Here is a 25,062-nt window from a genome sequence, read left to right as displayed (position 1 = left end):
CTCGCGGATGCGCACGGCACTGGCGGCGGTGGGGGTGGCACTGGGGACGCTGCTGGGCGCGTGTCAGGCGACCGTGCCGGTGGTGCCCGCGGTCCCGGCCGTGGGCGTCACGCCCTCGGGCCCCTTCGTCCAGGACGCGCGCGACCTCTTCGACGGCTGTGTTCCCGTCCCGGACAGCGCCGCGTCGCGCACCTACCGCTGCGGCGCGCTCTCCGTGTGGCTGCACGAACAGGCCGGCCTGAGCGAGGCGCAGGCCGTGGACTCCGGCCGCGAGCGCGTCCAGGCCCGGCTGGGCACGAACCTCACGGAGGCCCGGGGAGAGCTGCCGCTCGCGGGACAGCCGCACCCGTCCCTGCGCTTCGAGCAGCGGTGCTCCGGTGACAGCGCCTGCACGGTGGGCGGCTACGTGACGGCGGTGACGCCCTCCGCGGGCCACGTGCGGCAGCTGGGCTGCGTGGCGCGCGAGCCGGTCCGGGCGGGGCTGGGCCGGTGCCTGGAGCTGTTCGCGTACCTGGCCACGCGGGGCAACCCGGAAGGCGACACGCTGTCCCCGTCCGCGCTCATCACGCCGCCCCGGCTGCCGTGGCGGGTGCTGTACCTGCCGGCGGAGTGCGACCTGGCGGACTCGACGACGCGCGCGGGGAGGATCCGCTGCCCCAGGTCCACCTTCTCCTGGAGCGTCTTCCTGCCGGTGCAGCCGGGCTCGGCCCAGGTGGAGCGCTGGCGCGACCGGAGCGTGGAGGAGCTGCGCGACGCGCTCCCCGGCGCGAGCCCCGTGGAGCTGCGCGACTGCTACGTGGAGGGCCTGGCCACGCGCTGCTCCCGCTTCACCGCGCCCTCGCCGGAAGGCGGCGGCGACATCCAGGTCTGGGCCGGCGGTGTGGAGCGGCAGGTCTGGGGCCTGTTCGCGGCCTGCAGCCTCCCCGCGAACGCGACCTTCCCCTTTCCCCCCGCCTGCAATGGCGTGTTCGCTCCGCGCTGAAAGGGACGTGGCGTCCGTGTTCCTCCTGGAAGGTGTGTCCAAGCGCTTGGGTGAAGCGCAGGCCCTGCACCCGCTGGACTTGAAGCTGCCCAGGGGCGCCACCACGGTGCTCATCGGGCCCAGCGGCTGCGGGAAGTCCACGCTGCTGCGGCTGCTCAACGGCCTGCTGCGGCCCGACACGGGGCGCGTGGTGTTCGACGGCCAGCCCCTGCCTTCGGACGAGGACGCGCTGCTCGCCGTGCGCCGCCGCGTGGGCTACGCGCTCCAGGGCGGCGGCCTGTTCCCGCACCTCACCGGCGAGCGGAACGTCACGTTGATGGCGAGGCACCTGCGCTGGCCGGAGGCGCGGATCCGCGAGCGCCTGGCCCAATTGATGGACCTGACGCGCCTGCCCTCCGATGCACTGGAGCGGTTTCCCAGCGAGCTCTCCGGAGGCCAGCGGCAGCGCGTGGCGTTGATGCGCGCGCTGATGCTGGACCCGGACGTGCTGCTCCTGGATGAGCCGCTGGGCGCGTTGGATCCGCTGGTGCGCCATGACCTCCAGGCGGACCTGCGCGGCATCTTCGAGCGGTTGGGCAAGACGGTGGTGCTCGTCACCCACGACCTGGCGGAGGCCGCCTTCCTGGGGGACGGCATCGTGCTGATGCGCGACGGCCAGGTGGTGCAGCAGGGCACGCTGGACGCGCTGGAGTCGCGGCCCGCGGATCCGTTCGTCACGCGGTTCATCCAGGCGCAGCGCCCGCTGCCGCTGCGGAGGCCGGGATGACGCGCGCGCTGGCGTTGGCGTTGCTGCTGTGGGGCGTCGCGTGCACGAGCACCGACGACGGCGGGCCCCAGGTGCGCGTGGGGTCCAAGAAGTTCACCGAGTCCGTCATCCTCGGGGAGATGGTGACGCAGGTGGCGAAGGACGCGGGCGCGCGAGCCTCGCACCGGCGCGAGCTGGGCGGCACCACGGTGCTGTGGGAGGCGCTGCGCCGGGGCGAGCTGGACGTCTATCCCGAGTACACCGGCACGCTGCGCCAGGAGCTGCTCGTGGGCCGCGCGCTGCCGGACGACGTGGCGCTGATGAAGGCGCTCGCGGGCGAGGGCCTGCGGATGAGCGCGCCGCTGGGCTTCAACAACACGTACGCGCTGGGCATGAAGGAAGCGGAGGCCCAGCGGCTGGGCATCCGCCGCATCTCTGATTTGAGGGCGCACCCGGGGCTGCGCGTGGGCTTCAGCAACGAGTTCATGCAGCGGGGCGACGGCTGGCCCGCGCTGCGTGACGCGTACGGCCTGCCCCAGCGCGACGTGCGCGGCCTGGACCACGACCTGGCGTACCGGGGCATGGAGAGCGGAGCGATCCAGCTCACGGACCTGTACTCCACGGACGCGGAGATCGCCGCCTATGGCTTGCGCGTGCTGGAGGATGACCGGCACCACTTCCCCGCGTACGACGCCGTGCTCCTGTACCGCGCGGACCTGGAGACCCGCGCGCCTCGAGTGGTCCAGGCGCTGCGCCGGCTGGAGGGCTCGCTGACGGAGGCGAAGATGGTCCAGCTCAACGCCCGCGCGCGGCTGGAGCGCATGCCGGAAGCACAGGTCGCCGCGGGCTTCCTCCGGGCGACAATGGGCCTGGCGGCGGAGGTGCGCTCGGACGGGCGGGGCGCGCGCCTCTGGCAGCGCACGCGCGAGCACCTGTTCCTCGTGGGGCTGTCACTGGTGGCGGCCATCGCGCTGGCCATCCCGCTGGGCGTGGTGGCCGCGCGCCGTCCGCGCCTGGGGCAGGGCGTGCTGGGCCTCTCCAGCGTCATCCAGACGGTGCCGTCGCTGGCGCTGCTGGTGTTCATGATTCCGCTGTTGGGTATCGGCTCGAAGCCGGCCATCGCGGCGCTGTTCCTCTACAGCCTGCTGCCCATCGTGCGGAACACGGCGGCGGGGCTGCAGGGCATCCCGTGGGAGGTGCGCGAGTCCGCTCGGGCGCTCGGCCTGCCGTCCGGCGCCAGGCTGTGGCGCATCGAGCTGCCCATGGCCGCGGCGTCCATCCTCGCGGGCATCCAGACGGCGGCGGTCATCAACGTGGGCACCGCCACACTGGGCGCGCTGGTGGGCGCGGGCGGCTACGGCCAGCCCATCCTCACCGGCATCCGGCTGGACGACGTGGGGCTCATCCTGGAAGGCGCGGTGCCCGCGGCGGTGCTCGCGCTGGGGGTCAGCGGCCTCTTCGAGGCGGTGGCGCGCGTGCTGGTGCCCCGGGGACTCCGGGGCTGAGGCGCTACACCGGCTCCACGCGGGAGGCGGGCTCGGCCACGGGCTCCAGGCGAGGCGCGTCCTCCGCGAGCCCCGCCGCGCACAGCCGCACCACGCACATCCACACGCAGTCCGCGAGCAGCAGGTGCACCAGCTGCATCGCCACGGGCGCCAGCAGCACCAGGTTCACGACGCCCGCGCCCAGCTGCGCGACGTACACGCCGGTGAGCAGCGCGGAAGCGCGCCGCACGTCCGGCGAGGGCCGCAGCCGCGCCACCCAGCGGCCGCCGAACACCAGCAGCGCGCCCATGGCCACCGCGATGATGGGGTGGAACACGCGCAGCCGCAGCAGCACGTGCGCCGCCTCCGACAGGTCCTGCTCGAACCCGTGCGCCAGGCTGGTCGCGGGGAACAGCGTGTCCCCCAGCGCGGCCACCGCGCCGCTGATGCCCAGCACCAGCATGCCGAGGATGCTCGCGCCCAGCACCACGCCCACCGGGCCCTGGCCCCGCAGCACCATGCGCGCGCGGCCCTTCGACGCCCACACCACCAGCGTCTGCGCGCCCACCAGGAGGAAGGTGTTGGTCAGGTGCAAGCCCATCCACACCGCGCGGCCCAGGCGCGCGTCCTGCGCCACGTACTTCAAGAGCACGATGCCCGCGCCCACCAGGCCTTCGGTGAGCATGAACACCAGCGCCCAGAACGCCGCCTTGCGGCCCGGGTGGCCCTTGGGGAACTCGCGGCGGCCCCAGACGTAGAGGGCCACGGCGAGCAGCGTGGCCAGGCCGCTGGTGAGCCGGTGCGTGTATTCGATGAGGGTCTGGATGGACGGCGCGCGCGGCACCACCTCGCCGTTGCAGACGGGCCAGTGGTCGCCGCAGCCCGCGCCGGAGCCGGTGGCGCGCACGAACGCGCCCCAGAGGATGACGCCCAGGCTGTAGAGGAGCACGCCCAGGGCGAACCCCTGGTAGCGGCGGGTGGCGGCGGTGGGAAGGGTCATCGTGCCCACCCAGTACCGCATCCGTTCACAGCGGACCACCGCGCGTCCGCGTCCGCCTGCCCGCCGCGCGCCACTGGCTCAACACCTGGGCTTATGGGGCGGCCCGCGACAGTCCCCAACCCCCGGAGAAGTTGTTAGCGTCACCTCGTGCCCCGAGACCGCGAAGCGCCCCCTGCCTCCTCGCCCCCTCACGACGCGGCCGAGCGCCTGCGCCGGCTGGAGGCGGCCATCGAGGAGGGACGCGCGCGCAAGGACGCGGCCCTGGAAGCCTGGGTGCGCCGGATGGGCCGCCTGCCCACCGACAAGGAGCGCGACCGCTGGGAGCGGGAGTGGGAGCGCGGCGCGGAGCGGGAGCGCCAGCGCTGGGAGAAGCAGTGGGAGCGTGAGTCCAAGGACGCCCTGCGCCGCGCGGAGCGGCAGGCCAAGCGCGACGCGTACATCGCCCAGCAGCAGGCGCACCGCGATGCGAAGCGCGCGGAGCGGGCGGCGCGGGAGGAGGCCTCGCGCAACCCGGTGGTGGGCGTGGGGATGCTCATCGTCGCGCTGGCGTGCATCGCCACGGTGCTGCGGCTGCCGAACCAGTACTGGTGGCTCGTGTTCGTGGCGCTCGGGTTCTTCAAGGGCGCCGCGAAGCACCTGCGCCCGGCCAACAACCCGCTGCTGACGCGCGTGGAGGAGCCGCCCGCGCCGGTGCTGCCACAGGTGAAGATGCCGGAAGCGCCCTCGGATCCGCGCCTGACGCGGGTGGACGCCGTCTGCGAGAAGCTGCTCGCGGAGCTGCGCGCGGGGAAGGGCGTGTTGCAGGAGATGGTGCGCTCGCCGGAGCGCACCGTGCAGGACCTGCGCAAGAGCTGCCATGAGCTCATCCGCCGCGAGCGCGAGCTGCGCACGGTGGCGCCGCCGGAGGACGTGCAGCGGCTGGCGGACGAGCGCAAGAAGCTGGAGACGCGCTGGGCGTCGGAGGAGGACGCGGTGGTGCGCGACCGGCTGCGCGCGGCGTTGCAGGTGCTGGATGAACAGGTGCGCCAGCGCGCGGAGCTGACCAAGGCGGCGGACCGGCTGGAGGCCGAGTTCACGCGCCTGGCGTACACGCTGGAGAACCTCTACGCGCAGGTGCTGCGGGTGCGCTCGGCGGACGCGGCGGACGCGGACGTGGCGGGCGCGGGCCTGAGGCACAGCGTGGAGCAGCTGGGCGCGGAGGTGGACGCGGTGACGTCCGCGCTGGAAGAGGTGCACGGCGCACCCATGGACGGCAGGGTGCGCACGCGCTGAGGCGCGAAGGCTATTCGCCCGCGTGCTTCGACGGCGGCGGAGCGCCGGACGCGCTGGTGATGCGGACGGTCTTCGCGTTGACGAACTCGCGGATGCCCAGGTCGGCCAGCTCGCGGCCGTGGCCGGAGTGCTTCACTCCGCCGAAGGGCAGGCGCGCGTCGGAGGCGACGAGCGCGTTGACGAAGACCATGCCGGCCTCGATGCCGTCGATGAGCCGGCGCTGCTCGTTCGCGTCCTGGGTCCAGACGCTGGCGCCCAGGCCGAAGGGCGTCGCGTTGGCCAGCTCGATGGCGTGCTCCAGGTCGCGGGCGCGCAGCAGCGTGGCCACGGGGCCGAAGAGCTCGTCATGGAAGGCGGGGGCCTTGGGAGGCGGATCCGCCAGGACGGTGGGCGGGTAGAAGTTGCCGGGGCCGCCCTGGGGCTTGCCGCCCAGGAGCAGCCGGGTGCCGGCCTTGACGCTCTCCTCTACCTGGGCGTGCAGCCCTTCGAGGATGCCGGGCGTGGCGAGCGGCCCGACGTCCGTCTTCGGGTCCATGGGGTCACCGACCACCATGGTCTTCATGCGTTCGACGAAGCGGCGTTCGAACTCCTGGGCGATGGGCTCGGCGACGATGAAGCGCTTGGCGGCGATGCAGGACTGGCCGTTGTTGATGAGGCGCGCGGACACGGCGGTGTGCACGGCCTTGTCCAGGTCCGCGCTGGGCATGACGATGAACGGGTCGCTCCCGCCCAGCTCCAGGACGACCTTCTTGATGGCGCGGCCCGCGGCGGCGCCCACGGCGCGGCCGGCGCCCTCGCTGCCGGTGAGGGTGACGGCCTTCACGCGCGGATCCTCGATGACGCGGTTCACCTCCGACGTCTCGATGAACAGGGATTGGAAGGCGCCTTCGGGGAAGCCGGCGGTGCGGAAGATCTCCTCCAGCGCGATGGCGCACTGGGGCACGTTGCTGGCGTGTTTGAGGAGGCCCACGTTGCCGGCCATGAGGGCGGGGGCGGCGAAGCGGACGACCTGCCAGAAGGGGAAGTTCCACGGCATGATGGCGAGGACGGGGCCCAGGGGCTGGTAGCGCACGAAGGCGGTGTCGCCGTCCACGTCGATGGGCGTGTCGCGCAGGAGCTTCTCCGCGCGGGTGACGTAGTAGCGGCACGCGGTGGCGCTCTTGCTGGACTCGGCCTTGGCGGCCTCCAGGGGCTTGCCCATCTCCTCCGTCATCATGCGGCCGAAGCGTTCGGCCTCGACCTCGAGGATTTCAGCGGCGCGGCGCATCCAGCGGGCGCGGTCGGCGAAGGACGTCTCGCGGTAGGAGCGGAACGTGTCCGCGGCCTTTTGCAGCTTGCGCTCCAGCTCCTCGGACGAGAGCACATTGAACGTGCGCAGCGTCTTGCCGGTGGTGGGGCTGATGGTGGCGATGGCCATATGCGGGTGCCTCCCGGTGGGAACGTGACCGGGTGATAACAGGCCACACTCCCCTGACAATGCTCCCGGAAGCAGAGCGTCCAGGGGCGTACGCCGCTGAAGAGGAATCATGGCCTATCAGAACGAGTGGCGGCCCCGTTTCTCGGGTCCACCCAACACATCGAGCTACGTCGTGGAGGGCCGCCCGGTGGATGTGGACGCCTTGCGCGTTCGCTCCATGAACTTCAGCCAGCACTGGCGGACACCGGGCAAGACCCCATGTCCCTGACGTGCCCTATGCCTATCAGGACGTCTGAGCCCACCCGTGACCGAACGATGACCGAACCACTGACTGCCCAAGGCCAACGCCAGCCCGGCTCCGTGGTCCCATGGCTTCCGACTCGCAGGTGCTCGCGCGGAGGCTTTGCATGGGAATGGCCGTGGGAGGCAGGGGCGGAGTGAAGTCGGACATCAACGTCACGCCGCTGGTCGACGTGGTGCTGGTGCTGCTGATCATCTTCATGGTCATGACGCCGCTGGCCCAGGAGGACAAGGACGTCGCCCTGCCCACCGCCGCCGAGGGTGAGCAGCATGAGAAGCCAGAACCGTTCGTCTTCTTCCTCGCCGCCGACAAGGTCCTGTCCGCCGGCCAGGAGGTCTTCCCGGATGCCGCGAGCTTCAAGGAACGCGTCCAGCAGGAGCTGCGCGCCCAACCCGACCGCAAGCTGCTCCTCAAGGCGGATGAGACGCTGACCTGCGGCGACGTGCTGGGCGTCCTGAACCCGTCACGGGACGCGGGCGCGCAGAAGGTGTCCCTGGGTGTCTCCATGAAGAAGAACTGAGGAGGACCGCCATGCACGCCAGACGCTCCGCCATCGTGAAGCCCCAGTCCGGTCTCCAGGCCGACATCAACGTCACGCCCCTCGTGGACGTGGTCCTCGTGCTGTTGATCATCTTCATGGTCATGACCCCGCTCCTGCGCGGCGAGCTCCAGCTCCAGCTCCCGCCCATGCAGACCGCCTCCGCCGAAGACGCCCCCACCTCCAGGGAGCTGGCCCCCGGGCTCGTGCGGCTCACCGCGGACGGCACGCTCCTGCTGGAAGGCGAACCCGTGAGCGAAGCGGAGTTCGTGCCCCGCCTGCGGACCTTCCTGGAGGCCCGTCCCAAGGGCCAGCGCGGCCTGTTCTTCCAGCCGGACGCCCGCGCCCCGTACACGCGGCTCATCAGCGCCCTCGACGGCGCGAAGGCCGCGGGCGCGGAAGCCCTGGCCCTGTCCGTCCAGAACCCCTGAGAACCTGGAGCCTGGAGCCTGTCCGACACTCGCCGCGAAAAGCCCGTGGCCAGCCCGCACCCGCTGTCTTAAGTCACGGCCATGTCACGAGGGCCATGGCGGTGGGTGTCGGGTTGGGACGCGATGGTGACGCGGCCCCTGGGGCTGCTGCTGCTCGTGGTGGCGTGCGTCCTGGGCTTCGTCGTCCTGTCGGACGAGGTGCATGAAGGCGACACGCAGGACATCGACGAGCGCATCGTCCGCTCCCTGCGCCGCGAGGAGGACCCCGCGATGCCCCGGGGCCCCTGGTGGCTTTCGGAGACCGCTCGCGACGTGACGTCCCTGGGCGGCTTCCCCGTCCTGGCGATCCTCACCGCGGCCGTGTGCGGCTTCCTGCTGGTGGCTCGCCGCTACCGCACCAGCCTCTTCGTCCTGTCCTCCATTGTCGGAGGGTGGATCCTCAACGCGGCGCTCAAGAACCTGTTCCACCGCCCGCGCCCCTCGGTGGTGCCCCACCTCACCGAGACCCTGTCCACCAGCTTCCCCAGTGGACACGCCATGCTGTCCGCCATCACCTACCTCACGCTCGGCGCGCTGCTGGCCCAGTTCGCGGAGCACCGCCGCGTGAAGGTCTACCTGCTCTCCGTCGCCCTCATCCTCTCCGTGCTCGTGGGCTGCACCCGCGTGTACCTGGGCGTGCACTACCCCACGGACGTGCTCGGTGGCTGGGTGGCCGGGCTTGCGTGGGCGCTGTTCGTCACCGTCGCCGCCCGCACCGTGCGCCGCCGCAGCCCCGCCCTGCGCGAGGAGGCCCAGCGCCCCGTGGAATGAGCCTTGCGCCGCAAGGTGCCTCGGCTGCGGATGGAGTGTGAAATCCGAAGAACGCGGCGGCACATTCAACCGGGATGTTCGTAAGCGGGCAGCGGTGTGTTCTCTCCCCCGGGTGTGATGGGGGGAAATCGCGCTTCGGGACATACTGGTCCCACTTTCACGGTTGGCTCATGGGCGCCTTCTTCACCAACTTCCAGGTGCATACGGGCGGGCTCTCCCCGGGAGTCGCGCGCGAGCGATTGCTGTCAGGCCTCCGGGAGCGGTTGGTGGGGCTCGGGCTGGTGGAGGCCGGGCCCGGAGTGCCGGTCACCCGCCGTTGGTGCGTCGCTCCCGCGTCGCAAGGCCCCTGGCTCGCGGTCTACGACGAGGCCACGGAGGGCCAGGATGACGCGATGCTGGAGGCCGGTGCTTTGCTGTTGTCCTCGGTGCTTCCAAGCGCGGTGGTGGGCGTGCGCGTTCACGACAGCGACGTGCTGGACCTGTGGCTCGCGAAGGAGGGCCCTGTCGTCGACCGGTTCCGCAACTGGCCGGGATACTTCACCGGCAAACCCATCCCCTCCCGGCGGACGGGCCGGCTCGCGGGAAGGCCCGAGGCCTGGCGGGAGTTGCTCGTCTCCGGAGCACCGGACCTGCTCCGGGCTGCTTGGGATGCACCGCCCACCCGGCAGGGCGCCAGTGAAATCCTGGGCCGACTCGCGCCGCTGCTGGGGTGGGACTCCGACCGGGTGACGGTGGGCTTCCGCTCACTGCCAGACGCGGTGCGCGCGGGCTGCACGGTGCTGGCGCTCCGTCCCGCGGCGTCCCCGGTGACGGCCCCTTCCACTCGCTTGCCCGCGCTCGGACACGAGGGCGGCGTGGGGCCGTCGCTGAACGCCCGCGTGGGGGAGCAGCTCACCCTCTCCGCGGTGGCCCACAACACAGGTGGCGCGCTGAGGGGACTGAGCATCGTCCTCTTCGGCCAGGCCTTGGAGGACGGACTGGTGACGCCCGGCGTCGCCGCGCTGACGCTCGGGGCCCCAGAGGATGGGCGTGAGCAGGAGGCTCCACTCTCGGCGTCGCGCATCGGGGAGCAGTGGGTGTGGGAGGCGCACTTCTCCGATACGCTCCTCCCCGAAGGCCATGCGGACCCTGCCGCCGCCTTCAGGGCGTCCACCAGCGCGGAGCAGGCTGTGAGCCTTTGGGCGGCGACCCGCGTCCAGGTGAGTATCTCCGCCAGCGCGGCGCGCGCGGGGCGCGGCGAGCTGCACATCGGACTGGTCCCCATGCAGAACCCGGAAGCGGGACAGACCTCCTGGACGATGCGGCTGCGCGTGGCGCGCTGAGTCCTGCCCTCCTCCTGCTCACGGAATGGCGAGGTTGAGGGGAATGGACGGCGGGAAGAAGAGGGAGGGAATCATCCGCACGCCCCGATAGATGAGGTAGCCAATCCCGATGCCAGCCCCGGCGGCGGCCACGCCCCTCACCACGTCCCTCCCATCTGGCCCGCTGGAAGGGGCCGGTGCAGGGGTGGGCGTGGGTACGGGAACCGGGACGGGGACACGCACGGGAACCCGCACGGGAACGCGCACCCGTCGCCGGGTGCCGCCCGTGCAACGATAGAAGTAGAGCCCTGCCGCCGGCCCGAATGCGCTCAGCTGCTGCGAGGGATTCAACAGGAACGGTGCGGGCGAGAAGCGGAAGGACCACATCGGGACCGCGCCGGGCCCCGGATAGGCCATATTGTAGGCGGCGATGTAGCTGGCGAGCTGCGCCGCGGCGAGGGCCGTCAGCCCCCGGCCAAGCCACGAAGCGGGTTTGATCTCCCCGATTTCGGTCAGCGCCGGGATGTGGTTCCGCACGAGGTCCGCGTAGCCGCCCCCGGGAATGCGCACCTCGCCCCGGCAGCCGGGGGACGTGAGCCGGCAGCTCGCCTGCATTTGCCGGTGCGCGGCGATGCCGATGACGTTGGCGGAAACGCCTGGCACGTTGCATCCGGCGACAATGGCGCGCTGGAGGGGCTTTCCCAGGGAGGCGGTCTGCAAGGGGCGCTCGAGAGCGAAGCCCTTCGCGACCGGGTCCGGCCTGCTCCCAGCCGGCTCGGCGGGGACCGGCCCCTCCATGGCGAAGGACTCGTCCATGAGCGTCAGCGGGCCTCCTGCCTCCGCACGCAGCCGCACGAGCAGCTCGCGCAGCTCCTGAGGCGAGTGGGCCTCACCGAGGAAGGGGAGGCCGTACGGCGAGTCCTCCGTCCCCACCGCCTCCGCCTGGGCACCCGGGTCCTCGCTGCGCTGGACTCCGCGCTCCGAGCCGGGCGCCGAAGCGATGCGCATGGGCTCGCCTCGCGCGAAGGCTGCACCGGCCCTGTCTGCTTCACGCTCATACGCGTCCCCCGCGACTCCGAGCGACTCCGCCGACAGCCCCCGCCGCTGCTGCACCACGTGGGCGAGCTCATGTCCCAGCAGCCGCAGTCCCGCGTCGGTATGCGGCATGTAGTGGCCAGTGCCGAAGTACACGTCGCGCGCGATGGTGAACGCCCGCGCGGACAGCCTCCGCGCGGCCTGGGCCGCGGGACCGCTGGTGTGGATGCGCACGTCATCGAACCCGGCCTGGAAGACGCGCTCGGCGCGTGCTTGATGCTCCGCGGGTAGCGGCGTGCCGCTGGACTGGGCAATCTCAGGCACCAGCCCACTGAAGAGGGCGCCTCCCGCGCCAATGCCAGTCACGGCTCCGGTACCGCTTCGCTGGAGCTGCTCGTCCTTCGCGCAGGTCGTGCACGTGCCGCCACCCGCTCGTTCGCCGCAGGCACACTTCGCCTGAAGGACGCGAGTCCCTGCCAGTGCCGGTGGGAACAGGGGGATGCTCCCGAAGTCGAAGCCTCGCGAGGAGGCAGGTGGCACATGAAGTACCTCGCCCTCCAATGCCATCCCCGACACACGGGGAGTCGCGATGAACGATGGAGAATGGCCAGTCCTGGACCGCTCTCCCGTTGACCGTGCGGCAGCCTGCTGGACTCGCGCGCGCATGTTCTGGCCCTCATCCGAGTGAATGCCATGGCCTCACGCACGGAGAGTGTAGGTGAGAGGGGTTTCAGATGTCTCACGCGTGTCCAGTCCCGCTGTTGCCCAACCGGCACATCGGGGCGTGCACCACCCCACGGACGTGCTCGGCGGCTGGGTGGCCGGGCTTGCGTGGGCGCTGTTCGTCACCGTCGCCGCCCCGCCCTGCGAGAGGAGGCCCAGCGCCCCGTGGAATGAGCCTTGCGCCGACGGTCCCCTCGCAGGATGAAGGGGACTCCACCCTGTCCGCCCCACCGCCCGTGTCCCTTCCTCCCCTGAACGCCCACCGTCCCCAGCCGCCCGCGAGGCGCGGATGATTCAAGCGTGGCTGTGGAAGCTGGGCCTGGGCCGCGGCCGGGTGCACGTCTTCTACGACGAGTCCTACCGCCTGCCCCTCTCCGGCATCGAGTCCTCCGTGGGCATCGAGCCGCGCGGCACCGACTTCACCACCTGGTACCTGCTGGAGTCCGGCGTGGTGCGCGCCGCGGACGTGCGCCACCCCGTGCCCGTGTCCTACGCGCAGCTGGCGCGCGTGCATGACGCCCGCTACCTCGAATCCCTCTCCGACCCCGCCACCCTCGCGCGCATCTACGCCACCGACCCGTCGGAGGTCCCCGTGGACGCGCTCCTGGACAGCGTGCGGCTCGTGTGCGGCGGCACGCTGGGCGCGGCCCGGCTGGCGCTCGCGAGGCAGGGGCCCGTGGTCAACATGGCCGGTGGCTTCCACCACGCGCGCCCGGACAAGGGCGGCGGCTTCTGCACCGTCAACGACATCGCCGTGGCCGTGGCGGACCTGCGCGCCGCCGGCTTCGACGGCTCCGTGGCCGTGCTGGACCTGGACGCGCACCCGCCGGATGGCACCGCCGCGTGCCTCGCCGGTCAGCCCAAGACGTGGATCGGCTCCGTGTCCGGCAGCGACTGGGGCGTGCTGCCCCCCGGCGTGGATGAGACGCGCGTGCCGGACGGCTGCGACGACGTCACCTACGTGCAGAAGGTGAAGGACCTGCTCGCGCGCATGCCCGCTTCCGACATCACCTTCGTCATCGCGGGCGGGGACGTGCTGTCCGGGGACCGCTTCGGTCGCGTGGGCATCACGCTTCAGGGCGCGCGCAAGCGCGACGTGGCCATCGCCGCGGCGCTGCGGGGCCGGGCCAGCGTGTGGCTGCCCGGCGGCGGCTACCACGCGGAGTCCTGGAAGCTGTTCGCGGGCACCGTGCTGGTGCTCGCGGGGCTGGGCCACCAGCGCATCACCGCGCGCTATGACCCGCTGAGCGCGCGCTTCCAGCGCATCGCGAACCTGTTGGATCCGGAGACGGCCAGCACCGCGGGCAAGGCGCCGGAGTGGGAGCCCTTCTCGCTGGAGGACCTGGAGGGCCCGCTGCGGCTGGGGCCGGAGGTGCAGCCGCGCGTGCTGGGCCACTACACCGCGCAGGGCATCGAGTACGCCCTCTTCCGCTACGGCCTGCTGTCGTACGTGGAGCGCCTGGGCTACAGCCGCCTGCGCGTGCAGGTGGCCTCCACCGGCGGCACCGGCGACCGCATCATGGTGCTGGGCCACGCGGGCGGCCGCGAGCACCTGCTGTCGGACTCCGTGCTGGAGAAGAAGGTCCTCCAGGGCGAGACCTTCCTCTTCGCCAACTGGCTGTCCCTGCGCCACCCGCGCGCGCGCTTCAGCGACAAGCGCCCGCAGCTGCCCGGCCAGGAGGTGCCCGGCCTGGGCCTGTCGCGCGAGACGACGGAGGTGCTGCTCACCATGGCGCAGCGCCTGGGCCTCGCGGGCGTGGCCTTCCGGCCCATGTGGTACCACCTGGCCGTCGTCGCGCGCGGCCGCTTCCACTTCTCCACGCCAGAGCGCCAGGGCCGCTTCGAGGCGCTGATGCGGGACCTGTCCGGGCTGTCGCTCGTGGAGGCCACGCGCGCGGTGGCCGAAGGGCGCGTGCGCCTGAACGGCCAGCCGTACCCGTGGGAGCCGGACGACCTGCTCTGCCGCCAGTCCCCCGTGCCCCTGGACGAGGAGGCCGTGGCGCAGGAGCGCGAGCGCTGCCTCTTCAGCGTGGAGCCCGCGTCCGGCTGAAGCCACACCCGTGGTAGTCAGGACGGCGTGGACCTGGACGCGCAACGCCGTGAACAACACAAGCTGCGGCTGTCGTGGATGCCGTGGCTCTACTTCAGCCTGAAGCCGCGCCACCGCGAGTGGGCGGAGGCCTGGCAGCGCGAGGTGCAGGACCGCCTGCGCGCGCTGGAGACCGTCGAAATCGCCGAAGGCTGCTTCATCGCCCCGGAGGCGCGCATCTTCGCGGAGCCCGGCCGCACGGTGCGCATCGGGCCGGGGTGCAGCATTGGCGCGGACGCCTTCGTGCACGGGCCCGTGGTGCTGGGGCCTCGCGTCAGCCTCAACGCGCGCGTGAGCCTGGATGGCGGCGCGTGCGGGATCCGCATCGGCGAGGGCAGCCGCATCGCCACCGGCGCCACGCTCTACGCCTTCGACCACGGGCTCGCGCCGGACCGCCCCGTGCGCGAACAGCCCGTCACGTCCAGGGGCATCGTGATCGGCCAGGACGTCTGGGTGGGCGCCAACGCGGGCATCACCGACGGCGTCACCGTGGGCGACCACGCGGTGATTGGGATGGGCGCCGTCGTCACGCGCGACGTGCCTCCGTGGGCCATCGTCGGCGGCGTGCCTGCACGCCTGCTGGGGGACCGCCGTCAACGTCCACGTTCTGGAATCCCCGGGGGCTGGGAGCCTCCTGATACAGAGGGAAACCCTTGAGTCCCGGGTGGGTCCATTGACTTTGAAACATTCGCGCGCCCTATGCTTCAGGCCGCGGTGAGACGGAGAGAGGGCTTCAGCCCGGACGCACGGGGTGGGTTTTCCTTCAATCCAGGTTTCATTCCGTTTCATCCGTGATGAAGGAGGCCGCGGTGTCGCAGGAGCAACGCGAGACGGGGAGCGCCACTGCCCTGGGGCAGTCATCCGTCGCGAGCGACCTCGTGGACACGCGCCGCTTCCAGCGCGCCGGCTCACTGCTGCGCGAGGTGCTCTTCGAACTGGACGCCGCGGGCCGGCTCGTCCTGGCGAGCCCCGCGTGGGAGCGCCTGGTCGGAGCCCCCGTGCACGCGTGGACGGGCCGCGCGCTGGTGGAGCTGTTCCATCCGGAGGACCGGGACCAGGCGCGGGCGCTGCTGTCGCGCACGGCCTCCGCGCGCACGGACGCGCCCACGCGGCTGGAGCTGCGGATGTCCGGCGGCACGCAGCCGCGCTGGGTGGAGCTGTCCGCCACCGCGGATCCGGAGCACCTGGGGGGCGTGCTGGGTACGCTGGTGGACGTCACCCCGCGCCGCCTGGCGGAGGACGCCGCCGCCACGCGCGAGCGCTACCTGGGCGCCATGGTGGAGGTGCAGCGGCGGCTGCTGGCGCCGGAGGCCTCCGGGGATTTGTACAACTCCATCCTGGATCCGCTGGGCCGCGTCGCGGGCGCCAGCCGCGCCTACGTCTTCGAGTTCCACCGCGACGGCTCCGGACGCATCCTCCAGTCCCAGCGCGCGGAGTGGTGCGCGCCCGGCATCTCGCGCGAGCTGGACAACCCGGACACGCAGGCGTGGCCCGTGGACCAGGCCTTCACGCTGCCCCAGCTGCAGCAGCTGCACCGGGGCGAGGCCGTGCAGGGCGCGCCGGAGGACTTCGGCGCGGACAACGCGCCCGTGCTCCTGGCGCAGGGCATCCGCTCGCTGCTGGTGCTGCCCCTGGTGGTGCACGGCGAGCCGTTCGGCTTCATCGGCTTCGACAACTGCGACGACGCGCGGCCCTGGTCACACGTGGAGGTGAAGCTGCTCTCCGGCGCGGCCGGCGCGCTGTCGCTGGCGCTGGAGCAGCACACCACGGACGCGCTGCGCATGCGCACGGAGACGGCGCTGCGCCGCACGGAGGCCGGCTTCCACCTGCTCATCGAAGGGTTCCCGGACCCCGTGGTGGTGCACACCACGGACGGCATGCTCCTGTCGGTGAACCCGGCCATGGCCAACTACCTGGGCTACCAGGACCCCGCGGAGCTGCTGGGCCGGCACCTGTTGGGCCTGGTGCGGCGCGAGGACCAGGAGGTGGCGCGCCGCCACCTGGAGGAGGCGCAGGACGGGGCGCTGGCGGCCCGCTCGCATGAAGTGCCGCTGGTGCGCCGCGACGGGCAGGTGGTGAGCGCGGACCTGGTGACGCTGGGCGTGCTCTTCGACGGCGTGCCCGCGCGCGTGACGGTGGCGCGCGACTTCACCGAGCGCAAGCACATGCAGGCGCAGCTCATGCTGGGGGACCGGCTCGCCTCCATGGGCATGCTGGCCGCGGGCATCGCGCACGAGCTGAACAACCCGCTGTCCTACGTGCTGTCCAACCTGGAGTTCCTGCACCGCGCGCTGGGCCCCATGCCCCGCCCCCTGGGCACCGAGGAGCTGCTGGAGTACCAGCAGGTGCTGGACGACGCGCGGGAAGGCTCCGAGCGGATGCGCCAGATCGTCCGCCAGCTCAAGGTCTTCTCCCGCGTGGACGACGCGCACGAGGAGGCGGTGGACCTGCACCGCGTGCTGGACTCCGTCGCGCAGATGGCGGCCAGTGAAATCCGGCCGCGCGCCCGGCTGGTGAAGCAGTACGGCGCCGTGCCGACGGTGCGCGCCAACGAGGGCAAGCTGTTCCAGGTGTTCCTGAACCTGGTCATCAACGCCGCGCACGCGATTCCGGAGGGCTTCACGGACGCGCACGAAATCCGCCTCATCAGCCGCATGGACGACGACGGCCGGGTCGTGGTGGAGGTGCGCGACACGGGCCGGGGCATCGCGCCGGAGCTGCTGCGCCGCATCTTCGACCCCTTCTTCACCACCAAGGCGCCGGGCCAGGGCACCGGCCTGGGCCTGTCCATCTGCGACACCATCGTGCGCGCGCTGGGCGGCACCATCGCGGCGGAGTCCACGCCGGGCCACGGCGCCACCTTCCGCGTCACCCTGCACGCCGCCGCGCGGGCCGCACGCGTCGCCTGAGCCAAAGCCCGCATTCCGCGTGCGTGCGAAGCAGCGCGCTGCCCGTCCGCTGCCGCGAACTGGACTGAATCCGCCGCGCTCCCGTGTTCGAGTGTGGAGCGCCGGACGGCCTGCCCTCGCGCGCGCTGCCCTTCGGGGGGCAATGGCGACACGCTGGGTGCGCCGCCTTCCGGGGCCCTGCTTCTTGCCGGAAGGCCGTGGAGGATGCCATGCGCACGCTGAATGCCCGCCTCGCCCCCGTGCTCGGGTTGCTGCTGGGCTGCGTGCTGGCGCTGGGCCCGGCCCGCGCACAGGAGCCGTCACCCCAAGCTCCGGCGAACGCCTGCGCGGGCTCGTCGAACTTCCTCATCGGCGCGGCGCGCTCGGACATCACGGGCCCCGCGGCGGAGGTGGGGATGATGGGCTACGGGCAGGTGGGCCAGAAGACGGAGGGCATCCACCTGCGGCTCTTCTCACGGGCGTTCGTCATCGCGTCGCCCTGCAACGGCAAGAAGGTGGCCTTCGTCAGCGCGGACCTGGGCATGGTGTTCCAGGCGGTGAAGCAGCAGGTGGTGGAGCGGCTGCGCGCGAAGCTGGGTGACACGTTCTCCGACGACAACGTGCTGCTGAGCGCCACGCACACGCACTCCGGGCCGGGCGGCTTTTCCCACTACACGTTCTACAACCTGACCACCTTCGGCTTCGTGCCGCAGAACTTCGAGGCCATCGTCTCCGGCATCACCGACTCCATCCTTCGCGCCAACGCGCGCCTGGCCGAGGGCTCGCTGCGGCTGGCCTCGGGGGACCTTCACGGTGCCAGCGCCAACCGCTCGCCGGACGCCTACCTGCGCAATCCGGAGGCCGAGCGCGCCCGCTATCCCGACAACGTGGACACGCGCATGACGCTGCTCCGGATGACGGGCGCGGACGGGCGCGAGCTGGGGCTCGTCAACTGGTTCGCCGTGCACGCCACGTCCTTTGGCAACACGAACCCGTACATCAGCGGCGACAACAAGGGGATGGCGGCGCACACCTTCGAAGTGGAGAAGGGGGGCCGGACGCCCGGAGGCCCGGACTCCTTCGTGGCGGCGTTCGCCAACTCCAACGAGGGCGACGTCACGCCCAACATCCTGGGCGGCACGAACGGCGGAGGCGCGAACGACTTCGAGGACGCGGCCATCTCCGCGAAGAAGCAGTCCGACTTCGCCGAGCACCTGTGGACGAACGCGGGCATGCCCGTGATGGGCGGCGTGGACTCCCGGCACACCTACGTGAAGATGGACGCGGTGGACGTCGCGCCCGCGTTCGCGGATGGCAGCGCGCACCGCACCTGCCCCGCGGCCATCGGCCTGTCCATGATCGCCGGCGCGGAGGACGGACCCGGCTTCGGTTCGGAAGGGGCCACGTGCGAGTCCGTGCACGACGTGTGGAGCCAGTTCTCCTGCGCCGCCGTCACCACGCCCTGCCAGGGGGAGAAGCCCATCGTGCTGGAGATGGGCACCATGAAGCCCTACCCGTGGTCGCCGGAGGTGCTGCCGCTCCAGGTGGTGACGGTGGGGCCGCTGGCGCTGGTGGCGGTGCCCTTCGAGGTGACCACCATGGCGGGCCGGCGCCTGCGCGACACGGTGCGCGCGCAATTGCAGGGCGCGGGCGTGACGGACGTGGTCATCGCGGGGCCGGCCAATGCCTATTCAGGCTACGTGGCCACGCGCGAGGAGTACGCGCGCCAGGACTATGAAGGCGCGTCCACGCACTTCGGCCCGTGGACGCTGGCGGCGCTGCAGCAGTCCTTCTCCGGGCTCGCGGCCAGCCTGCGCGAAGGGGCCTCCGTTGCGCCCGGTCCCACGCCGCGCGACCTGCGCAAGGCGGTGGTGGGGCTGCAGCCCGGCGTGGTGTTCGACGACAAGCTGCTCTGGGTGGACTTCGGCGCCGTCGCGAAGGAGGCGAAGGCGGCCTACGCGCGGGGCGACACGGCGAGCGTCACCTTCTGGGGCGGCCATCCGCGCAACGACTTGAAGCTGGGCGGGACGTTCCTGCGCGTGCAGCAGCGGCAGGCGGACGGCACGTGGAAGGACATCGCGAACGACGGGGACGGCGCCGCGCTGTACCACTGGCAGCGCGAGTACTGCGTGCCCACGCTCGCGTGTTCTCAGGTGCGCATCGACTGGCCCATCCCCAGGGACGCGCAGCCGGGCACGTACCGGCTGGTGCACGAGGGCAACTGGAAGTCGGGCTGGGACGGGCGCATCCATCCATACTCGGGAAGCTCGCGCCCGTTCAGCGTGCGCTAGCTCAGTCGCAGCTGCCGTCCGGGTTGCAGCGCTTGTCGCACTTCTTGCAGGCCTGGCCGCCCTTGCCGCAGTGGTTCTTGTCGGGCGCGGCGAAGCAGCTGTTGCCATCGCAGCAGCCGTTGCAGGTGGACGGGTCGCACTTGCAGAAGCCGCCAATGCACGCCAGGCCCGGGCCGCAGGCGTTGTTGGAGCCGCAGAAGCACTTGCCGCCCTTGCAGCTGTTGGCGTTGTTGCCGCAGGCCGGGCCGGTGCCACAGCCGCAGGTGCCCCGGCTGGTGCAGGAGTCGGTGCGGTCCGCGTCGCAGGCCTCGCACGCGACACCACCCACGCCGCAGGTGCGGAACGTGCGGGCCGTGCACACGCCTTCGCGGCAGCAGCCGTCCGGGCAGTCCAGGCAGAAGGTACCGCCGCCTCCGCCCGTGGCGGTCAGCCGCACGCTGGCTTCCACCTCGTAGCCGTCACGCACGCTGGCGGTCGCCTCACCCGTGGCGGCGACGGTGCCGTCCTCGCGCAGGCCGTCCACGCGGACGGTGGCCTGGGTGCCGTCGCTTGCGCCCTCGAGGAGGACGCGGAACGTCTCGCCGCTGCGCAGCAGGCGGCTGGAGTCATCCGGCAGCAGCCCGTCCGGCACGGTGGTGCCGTCCGCCACGGTGGTGGTGACGCGCAGCTGGGTGAGGTTGAGCGCGGGGTCGAAGTCCGCGGTGACGAAGAGGGCGGTGCCAGCCGCGGCGGCGGGGTCCCGGCAGGCGGCCAGTGCCACCGAACCCAGGACGATGCAGGACAAGAGGAGCCGGGCGAGCATCCGGCCGGGGGTTGCTCCCACGGAAGTCATGATGGCGAAGGAGGGTAGCGGTTTGCCGCCGCTGCGTGGAAAGAGCGGCGGGCCGGGGCCCGAAGGCGTTGGACAGCGGACGCTCAAGCGCGGGGGCCGGATGTCCGGTGTGTCACCGCTGGCACTTCTCGCGTGGCGCCGGGGCGGCGGAGGCCGCAGCATGGAGGACGCGCGAGTGAGTGGGAGGCGGCAACGGCATGGTGGTCATCGTCATGGGCGTCTCCGGCACCGGGAAGTCCACGGTGGGCCGGATGCTCGCGGACCGGCTGGGGTGGACGTTCGTGGACGCGGACGACCTGCACTCGGTGGAGAACCGGCGGAAGATGGCCGAGGGCACGCCGCTGACGGACGTGGACCGGCAGCCCTGGCTGGAGCTGCTGCGAGCACGGATGGAGAAGGCGCTGGAGCAGGACGAGGACCTGGTGCTGGCGTTCTCCGGCCTCAAGCAGTTCTACCGCGCGCGCCTCACCGTGGACCCCGAGCGCGAGCGCTGGGTGTACCTGCACGCGCCCGCGTCCGTCATCCGCGAGCGGCTCCAGAAGCGCCTGGGCCACTTCATGCCGGCGGCGCTGCTCGACAGCCAGCTGGAGACGCTGGAGGTGCCCGACGACGCCTTCACCGTGGACGTGACGCCCCCGCCGGATGAGATCGCCGGGCGCATCGTGGCGGGGCTGGGGCTCGGGCGCCGCTAGACGCGCTCTGCGAATGTCAGAGGGGCGGAGCAGGATGGGCGCCTGCTTACGCTTGAATACATCCTTGGTGGAGAGGATGCCGGTGTTCGTGACTGACGGTATATTGCCCGCGCCCATGTCGACCTCCGCAGCACTCCCTTCCGCGTTCTCCCTGCCCGGTGGGGCGGGCCTTCTGGCGCTTGTCGAGAGGGTCTTCTCGCTCGTGGCGCGGGAGCGGATGACCCCTCAGGAACGTGCGCTCCTTGAGCAGATTCACGAACTCAGTGGCTCTTTTGGAGGCTACATCCTTGAGGCGGAAGACCGGGATGATCTGATCAACCGGATTGATGCGGTGATTGGAGATCCTCGGTTTCACGAGGCACAGCAGTTCGTAGGGGAAAGCACCCGTGACGGCCTTCTTCCCGAAGGGGAAGGCGGATTTGCAGAAGGCTCGAATGAAGAGGTCTCTCCTGCGGTGCTGGTGCAGGCTTTGGGACCTGCCTCCGTGCCGTTCTTGCACAACTTGCACCTCAACCTCGCGGAGACCATGCGGTGCTTGGGGCACCTCATGGAAAAGATGCCGCCGGACATCGCGGGTTCCCTGACTCCCGATGCGCCGAACAAGAGTGAGGATCCGCTTGCGTTCATCAACTCTCCCTCCGTGCCGGTTCCAGTGGCAGAGGCGCTGCTTGCTTCCCTGAGAATCTGCGCTCTGGTGCTGGCCCCGGTGGCCCTGCTTTTCAAACAAGGGGCTGCGGAACCTTGGCTCAAACTCGCGATTGCCGAACTGCTGGCCAGCTCGAGCAGGCGGGGGTTGGCGCTAGCGGCAGCCATGTCTGGCGCCGAGGTTTCGGTGGATCTCCTGCCGACGGACGAGCGGCTTGACCTGACAGGGCTCGAACAGCATTCGAAGGCCGTGCAGCTGGCCTATGCGCGATTCAACATGGCCGCGGAGCGTTCGGGTGAGCCGGTATACCCCTCCTCCTCCTAAGCCTCAGTTGCGCGAACGCGGTGTGGTGATGGTTGACGTGGGCGGTAAGCCCCACCCCGCCATTGTCGTCCGCCTTGTCCCGGGTGAAGAGCGATTGGTCGTTCTGTGTGGCACCGGGACCCAGCGATTCGAACTCGCAGGCATCCCGGTTCAAAGCCACTCCGCTGCGGGGAAGGCGTTGCGACTCACCAAGGACACGTACTTCTACGCCACGAATCTGCGCAGCGTGCGTCTGGGGCATGTCGAGGTCAGAGAGGGCTATTGCCCTCCTTCGCTCTTCCTGCAGGTGAGGTACCTGGTCGAAGGCGCCCTGATGGTCCTTTCCGCGGCCGAGCAGGAAAAAGACCTGTCTGAGGATGCGCGTCCTCGTCCGATCCAGACGCCGGGGCAGACCTGAGCACTCAACGGAGTCTCAGCGCACGCGCTCGACGGTGGCGCCCAGGCGCTCCAGCAGCTCGCGGTACCAGGTGAAGGCGCGCTCGGTGTGGCCCTTGAGCTCCTTCGTGCCCCACAGCAGCGTGAGCGTGCGGCGCGTGGTGGCGTCCGTCTTGGTGCGCTGCGCGTCCTTCACCGCGTTGGCGCACGGGCCCTGCGCGTCGAAGAGGCACAGCAGGCCCTCCAGGTCGATGGTCTGCCCCGACGCGTTGAAGACGTAGTGGTCGCCCTGGATGGCGATGGAGACGCGGAAGGGCGCCTGGGCCTTGTCCAGGTCCACCACGCTGATGGGCAGGCCGCTGTGCAGCGACACGGCATTGCACGCATCCACCGCGGCGTTGATGGTGCCCAGGGTGCCGTCGCCGGAGGCGCGGACCAGGTACTCGGACGCGGGCTTGCCCCGGCCCGTGGGCTTGTAGCCACCGTGGCGGAGCAGGTCTCGCACGGCGCCCCGGACGGCGTCGTCACTCTGGAGGGGCGCCGCAGCGCCGGGCTTCAGCAGGGCCTGCAGCCAGTCAGGCGCGGGCAGGTCCCCCAGGGGGGCGGCCCAGGTGGACGTGAAGGCGACGAGGTCGAGGAGGGGATGGTTGTCGACGGTCAGCACGGCGGCACTCTACGCGACGCGCTGGTAGGGTAGGGATGGCTGCTGTTCCCCTTCGTCCCCTCCTGGAGCATCCGCATGCCCACGCTCATCCCGAAGCCCACCCGTGTGACGGCGGTGGGCAACAAGCCGAAGCTCATCGACGAGTACGTGGGCCGGGTGACCTCCAAGACGTCCAACATCAGCGTGGCCCACATGCGCAGCCCGGGCGGGTGGGAGGAGCCGGGCCAGACGCCCGAGTTCCGCGAAATCACCCTGGTGCTCGCGGGCACGCTGCGGGTGGAGCACAAGGGCGGGGTGATGGACGTGCACGCCGGCCAGACGGTGGTGTGCGAACCCGGCGAGTGGGTCCGCTACAGCACCCCGGAGGAGGAGGGCGCCGAGTACGTCGCCATCTGCACCCCGGCGTTCTCCCCGGGCACGGTGCACCGGGACGCCTGAGCGCCGCTTTCCACGCTGAGCGGAATCCCGGGCAGGGGCATGCCTGTCCGGCTGCGTGGAAGGACCGGGGCGGGTGGGTGGTTCGGAAGGGTCCCTCTGGCGGGCGGCTCGTGGCATAAGGGCGCGCCGCCTGATTCCCCGGGCCTTTTCGGTACGCACATGATCCGTCTCGACAACATCGGCAAGCAACACGGTCAGCAGATCCTCTTCATCGAGGCGTCGGCCGCGCTCCACAAGGGCGAAAAGGTGGGCCTGGTGGGCCCGAACGGCGCGGGCAAGACGACGCTGTTCCGGATGATGACCGGCCAGGAGTACCCGGACGAGGGGCAGGTCTCCATCGACCGTGGCGTCACCATTGGCTACTTCAGCCAGGACGTCGGTGAGATGGACGGCCGCAGCGCGGTGACCGAGGTCATGGACGGCGCGGGCCCGGTGAGCAAGGTCGCGGCGGAGATGAAGGAGCTGGAAGCCGCCATGGGGGACCCGGACCAGGCGGACAACATGGAGAAGCTCGTCGAGCGCTACGGCGTCGCGCAGGGCCGCTTCGAGGAGCTGGGCGGCTACGCGCTGGAGGGCCGCGCGCGTGAAATCCTCGCGGGCCTGGGCTTCAGCGAAGAGATGATGGACGGCGACGTGGGCAAGCTGTCCGGCGGTTGGAAGATGCGCGTGGCCCTGGCCCGCATCCTCCTGATGCGCCCGGACGCCATGTTCCTGGACGAGCCCTCCAACCACCTGGACCTGGAGTCGCTCATCTGGCTGGAGGGCTTCCTCAAGGGGTACGAGGGCGCGCTCCTGATGACGTCGCACGATCGCGAGTTCATGAACCGCATCGTGACGAAGGTGGTGGAGATCGACGGCGGTTCGCTGACGACGTACTCGGGCAACTACGACTTCTACGAGGGCCAGCGCGCGCAGAACGAGGCGCAGCAGCAGGCGCAGTACGAGCGCCAGCAGGCGATGCTCGCGAAGGAGATCAAGTTCATCGAGCGGTTCAAGGCTCGCGCGTCGCACGCGGCGCAGGTGCAGAGCCGGGTGAAGAAGCTGGAGAAGATTGAGAAGGTGGAGCCGCCCAAGCGCCGCTCCACGGTGCTCTTCGAGTTCCAGCCGCCGCCGCGTTCGGGTGACGACGTGGTGAACCTGAAGAACGTGAGCAAGGGTTACGGCAAGCGGACCATCTACGACGGCCTGGACTTCCTGGTGCGCCGCGCGGAGCGCTGGTGCGTGATGGGCGTGAACGGCGCGGGCAAGTCCACGTTGCTGAAGCTGGTGACGGGGACGACGCAGCCGGACGAAGGTACGGTGGCGCTGGGTGGCAGCGTGAAGATGGGCTACTTCGCGCAGCACGCGATGGACCTGTTGGACGGGGAGAAGACGGTCTTCGAGCAGCTGTCGGACGCGTTCCCCCGGGCGGGGCAGGGCTCGCTGAGGGCGCTGGCGGGCTGCTTCGGGTTCAGCGGCGACGAGGTGGAGAAGAAGTGCCGGGTGCTGTCGGGAGGAGAGAAGGCGCGTCTGGTGATGGCGCAGATGCTCTACGACCCGCCGAACTTCCTGGTGCTGGACGAGCCCACGAACCACCTGGACATGGGCACGAAGGAGATGCTGATCACGGCGCTGTCGCGCTACGAGGGCACGATGCTGTTCGTGTCCCACGACCGGCACTTCCTGGGAGCGCTGTCCAACCGCGTGCTGGAGCTGACGCCGGACGGCATCCACAAGTACGGCGGCGGCTACACGGAGTACGTGGCACGCACGGGCCACGAAGCCCCGGGTCTGCGCAGCTGAAG

Annotated in this window: 22 protein-coding genes; 17 read left to right on the top strand and 5 right to left on the bottom strand. The window is 71.1% G+C overall.

Annotated features, from left to right (window positions below; all coding sequences use genetic code 11):
- The first annotated feature begins 7 nt into the window (after positions 1 to 7).
- Genes D7X96_RS17890 through D7X96_RS17880 form a run of 3 tightly spaced genes read left to right on the top strand, consistent with a single transcriptional unit; the run spans position 8 to position 3,232 of the window.
- A complete protein-coding gene (locus tag D7X96_RS17890; protein WP_121770268.1) occupies positions 8 to 982 on the top strand; it encodes a hypothetical protein in 975 nt (324 codons plus the stop codon).
- Positions 960 to 1,748: an ATP-binding cassette domain-containing protein gene (locus tag D7X96_RS17885; RefSeq protein WP_370450130.1), complete on the top strand. Its 789-nt coding sequence runs from the start codon at positions 960 to 962 to the stop codon at positions 1,746 to 1,748. Before D7X96_RS17890 ends, D7X96_RS17885 begins: the two co-directional genes overlap by 23 nt.
- Entirely contained in the window at positions 1,745 to 3,232 is a 1,488-nt protein-coding gene (locus D7X96_RS17880; RefSeq protein ID WP_120547270.1) for an ABC transporter permease/substrate-binding protein, read from the top strand. Before D7X96_RS17885 ends, D7X96_RS17880 begins: the two co-directional genes overlap by 4 nt.
- 4 nt (positions 3,233 to 3,236) lie before the next feature.
- On the opposite strand, the gene D7X96_RS17875 is transcribed toward D7X96_RS17880, so the two are convergent.
- The gene (locus D7X96_RS17875) at positions 3,237 to 4,211 is read right to left on the bottom strand and encodes a COX15/CtaA family protein (RefSeq protein ID WP_121770280.1); all 975 of its coding nucleotides are present in this window, start codon (positions 4,209 to 4,211) and stop codon (positions 3,237 to 3,239) included.
- Between the two features lie 147 nt (positions 4,212 to 4,358).
- Here D7X96_RS17875 and D7X96_RS17870 point away from each other — a divergent pair, with 147 nt between their 5' ends.
- Positions 4,359 to 5,483 (top strand): hypothetical protein, encoded by a 1,125-nt coding sequence (locus tag D7X96_RS17870; protein ID WP_120547271.1) that lies wholly within the window; start codon positions 4,359 to 4,361, stop codon positions 5,481 to 5,483.
- A gap of 10 nt (positions 5,484 to 5,493) precedes the next feature.
- Here D7X96_RS17870 and D7X96_RS17865 read toward each other — a convergent pair whose 3' ends face one another.
- Complete coding sequence (locus D7X96_RS17865; protein WP_121770267.1) at positions 5,494 to 6,900, bottom strand: NAD-dependent succinate-semialdehyde dehydrogenase; 1,407 nt, start codon at positions 6,898 to 6,900, stop codon at positions 5,494 to 5,496.
- Positions 6,901 to 7,307: 407 nt separating this feature from the next.
- Between D7X96_RS17865 and D7X96_RS17860 the strand changes: the two genes are divergently transcribed.
- From D7X96_RS17860 to D7X96_RS17845, 4 genes are all read left to right on the top strand, one after another.
- Entirely contained in the window at positions 7,308 to 7,721 is a 414-nt protein-coding gene (locus D7X96_RS17860; RefSeq protein WP_121723251.1) for an ExbD/TolR family protein, read from the top strand.
- 11 nt (positions 7,722 to 7,732) lie between these two features.
- A complete protein-coding gene (locus D7X96_RS17855; protein ID WP_120547274.1) occupies positions 7,733 to 8,170 on the top strand; it encodes an ExbD/TolR family protein in 438 nt (145 codons plus the stop codon).
- An 81-nt stretch (positions 8,171 to 8,251) separates the two neighbouring features.
- Complete coding sequence (locus tag D7X96_RS17850) at positions 8,252 to 8,980, top strand: phosphatase PAP2 family protein (RefSeq protein WP_121770266.1); 729 nt, start codon at positions 8,252 to 8,254, stop codon at positions 8,978 to 8,980.
- Positions 8,981 to 9,150: 170 nt separating this feature from the next.
- Entirely contained in the window at positions 9,151 to 10,302 is a 1,152-nt protein-coding gene (locus D7X96_RS17845) for a hypothetical protein (RefSeq protein WP_147442669.1), read from the top strand.
- An 18-nt stretch (positions 10,303 to 10,320) separates the two neighbouring features.
- Here D7X96_RS17845 and D7X96_RS17840 read toward each other — a convergent pair whose 3' ends face one another.
- The gene (locus D7X96_RS17840; protein ID WP_158626595.1) at positions 10,321 to 11,682 is read right to left on the bottom strand and encodes an eCIS core domain-containing protein; all 1,362 of its coding nucleotides are present in this window, start codon (positions 11,680 to 11,682) and stop codon (positions 10,321 to 10,323) included.
- A 646-nt stretch (positions 11,683 to 12,328) separates the two neighbouring features.
- On the opposite strand from D7X96_RS17840, the gene D7X96_RS17830 reads away from it, so the two are divergent.
- The 4 genes from D7X96_RS17830 to D7X96_RS17815 all read left to right on the top strand — a co-directional run bounded on the left by D7X96_RS17830 (position 12,329) and on the right by D7X96_RS17815 (position 19,307).
- Positions 12,329 to 14,089, top strand: a complete 1,761-nt coding sequence (locus tag D7X96_RS17830; RefSeq protein ID WP_121770264.1) for a histone deacetylase family protein — start codon at positions 12,329 to 12,331, stop codon at positions 14,087 to 14,089.
- Positions 14,090 to 14,116: 27 nt separating this feature from the next.
- Positions 14,117 to 14,785 (top strand): acyltransferase, encoded by a 669-nt coding sequence (locus tag D7X96_RS17825; RefSeq protein WP_120547279.1) that lies wholly within the window; start codon positions 14,117 to 14,119, stop codon positions 14,783 to 14,785.
- 152 nt (positions 14,786 to 14,937) lie between these two features.
- Entirely contained in the window at positions 14,938 to 17,037 is a 2,100-nt protein-coding gene (locus D7X96_RS17820) for an ATP-binding protein (RefSeq protein ID WP_120547320.1), read from the top strand.
- Positions 17,038 to 17,246: 209 nt separating this feature from the next.
- Positions 17,247 to 19,307, top strand: a complete 2,061-nt coding sequence (locus D7X96_RS17815; protein WP_121770279.1) for a neutral/alkaline ceramidase — start codon at positions 17,247 to 17,249, stop codon at positions 19,305 to 19,307.
- Position 19,308: 1 nt separating this feature from the next.
- Here the strand turns inward: D7X96_RS17815 and D7X96_RS17810 are convergent, their stop codons facing one another.
- The gene (locus D7X96_RS17810; RefSeq protein WP_244219625.1) at positions 19,309 to 20,109 is read right to left on the bottom strand and encodes a hypothetical protein; all 801 of its coding nucleotides are present in this window, start codon (positions 20,107 to 20,109) and stop codon (positions 19,309 to 19,311) included.
- Positions 20,110 to 20,336: 227 nt separating this feature from the next.
- Here D7X96_RS17810 and D7X96_RS17805 point away from each other — a divergent pair, with 227 nt between their 5' ends.
- The 3 genes from D7X96_RS17805 to D7X96_RS17795 all read left to right on the top strand — a co-directional run bounded on the left by D7X96_RS17805 (position 20,337) and on the right by D7X96_RS17795 (position 22,198).
- Complete coding sequence (locus D7X96_RS17805; RefSeq protein WP_121770277.1) at positions 20,337 to 20,831, top strand: gluconokinase; 495 nt, start codon at positions 20,337 to 20,339, stop codon at positions 20,829 to 20,831.
- Between the two features lie 76 nt (positions 20,832 to 20,907).
- On the top strand, positions 20,908 to 21,801 hold the full coding sequence (locus tag D7X96_RS17800; protein ID WP_147468341.1) for a hypothetical protein: 894 nt from the start codon (positions 20,908 to 20,910) through the stop codon (positions 21,799 to 21,801).
- Between the two features lie 28 nt (positions 21,802 to 21,829).
- The gene (locus tag D7X96_RS17795) at positions 21,830 to 22,198 is read left to right on the top strand and encodes a hypothetical protein (protein WP_147468340.1); all 369 of its coding nucleotides are present in this window, start codon (positions 21,830 to 21,832) and stop codon (positions 22,196 to 22,198) included.
- A 15-nt stretch (positions 22,199 to 22,213) separates the two neighbouring features.
- Here the strand turns inward: D7X96_RS17795 and D7X96_RS17790 are convergent, their stop codons facing one another.
- Positions 22,214 to 22,840: a phenylalanine--tRNA ligase beta subunit-related protein gene (locus tag D7X96_RS17790; RefSeq protein WP_121770261.1), complete on the bottom strand. Its 627-nt coding sequence runs from the start codon at positions 22,838 to 22,840 to the stop codon at positions 22,214 to 22,216.
- A 75-nt stretch (positions 22,841 to 22,915) separates the two neighbouring features.
- Here D7X96_RS17790 and D7X96_RS17785 point away from each other — a divergent pair, with 75 nt between their 5' ends.
- Both D7X96_RS17785 and D7X96_RS17780 read left to right on the top strand, forming a co-directional pair.
- On the top strand, positions 22,916 to 23,278 hold the full coding sequence (locus tag D7X96_RS17785) for a cupin domain-containing protein (protein ID WP_120547286.1): 363 nt from the start codon (positions 22,916 to 22,918) through the stop codon (positions 23,276 to 23,278).
- A 159-nt stretch (positions 23,279 to 23,437) separates the two neighbouring features.
- Positions 23,438 to 25,060 (top strand): ABC-F family ATP-binding cassette domain-containing protein, encoded by a 1,623-nt coding sequence (locus D7X96_RS17780; protein ID WP_121770260.1) that lies wholly within the window; start codon positions 23,438 to 23,440, stop codon positions 25,058 to 25,060.
- Positions 25,061 to 25,062: the final 2 nt, after the last annotated feature.

It is taken from the genome of Corallococcus interemptor, assembly GCF_003668875.1.
GTDB classification, from domain to species: domain Bacteria; phylum Myxococcota; class Myxococcia; order Myxococcales; family Myxococcaceae; genus Corallococcus; species Corallococcus interemptor.
The sequence above is the reverse complement of the archived record's forward strand: the minus strand, read 5'-3'. Positions and strand labels throughout refer to the sequence as shown.

Excerpts from the sequence above, each read along its gene's own strand:
- D7X96_RS17890 (WP_121770268.1), top strand. The coding sequence starts at position 8 with ATGCGCACGGCACTGGCGGCGGTGGGGGTGGCACTGGGGACGCTGCTG.
- D7X96_RS17885 (WP_370450130.1), top strand. The coding sequence starts at position 960 with ATGGCGTGTTCGCTCCGCGCTGAAAGGGACGTGGCGTCCGTGTTCCTC.
- D7X96_RS17880 (WP_120547270.1), top strand. The coding sequence starts at position 1,745 with ATGACGCGCGCGCTGGCGTTGGCGTTGCTGCTGTGGGGCGTCGCGTGC.
- D7X96_RS17875 (WP_121770280.1), bottom strand. The coding sequence starts at position 4,211 with ATGACCCTTCCCACCGCCGCCACCCGCCGCTACCAGGGGTTCGCCCTG.
- D7X96_RS17865 (WP_121770267.1), bottom strand. The coding sequence starts at position 6,900 with ATGGCCATCGCCACCATCAGCCCCACCACCGGCAAGACGCTGCGCACG.
- D7X96_RS17860 (WP_121723251.1), top strand. The coding sequence starts at position 7,308 with ATGGGAATGGCCGTGGGAGGCAGGGGCGGAGTGAAGTCGGACATCAAC.
- D7X96_RS17855 (WP_120547274.1), top strand. The coding sequence starts at position 7,733 with ATGCACGCCAGACGCTCCGCCATCGTGAAGCCCCAGTCCGGTCTCCAG.
- D7X96_RS17850 (WP_121770266.1), top strand. The coding sequence starts at position 8,252 with ATGTCACGAGGGCCATGGCGGTGGGTGTCGGGTTGGGACGCGATGGTG.
- D7X96_RS17845 (WP_147442669.1), top strand. The coding sequence starts at position 9,151 with ATGGGCGCCTTCTTCACCAACTTCCAGGTGCATACGGGCGGGCTCTCC.
- D7X96_RS17830 (WP_121770264.1), top strand. The coding sequence starts at position 12,329 with ATGATTCAAGCGTGGCTGTGGAAGCTGGGCCTGGGCCGCGGCCGGGTG.
- D7X96_RS17815 (WP_121770279.1), top strand. The coding sequence starts at position 17,247 with ATGCGCACGCTGAATGCCCGCCTCGCCCCCGTGCTCGGGTTGCTGCTG.
- D7X96_RS17810 (WP_244219625.1), bottom strand. The coding sequence starts at position 20,109 with ATGCTCGCCCGGCTCCTCTTGTCCTGCATCGTCCTGGGTTCGGTGGCA.
- D7X96_RS17805 (WP_121770277.1), top strand. The coding sequence starts at position 20,337 with ATGGTGGTCATCGTCATGGGCGTCTCCGGCACCGGGAAGTCCACGGTG.
- D7X96_RS17800 (WP_147468341.1), top strand. The coding sequence starts at position 20,908 with ATGCCGGTGTTCGTGACTGACGGTATATTGCCCGCGCCCATGTCGACC.
- D7X96_RS17795 (WP_147468340.1), top strand. The coding sequence starts at position 21,830 with ATGGTTGACGTGGGCGGTAAGCCCCACCCCGCCATTGTCGTCCGCCTT.
- D7X96_RS17785 (WP_120547286.1), top strand. The coding sequence starts at position 22,916 with ATGCCCACGCTCATCCCGAAGCCCACCCGTGTGACGGCGGTGGGCAAC.
- D7X96_RS17780 (WP_121770260.1), top strand. The coding sequence starts at position 23,438 with ATGATCCGTCTCGACAACATCGGCAAGCAACACGGTCAGCAGATCCTC.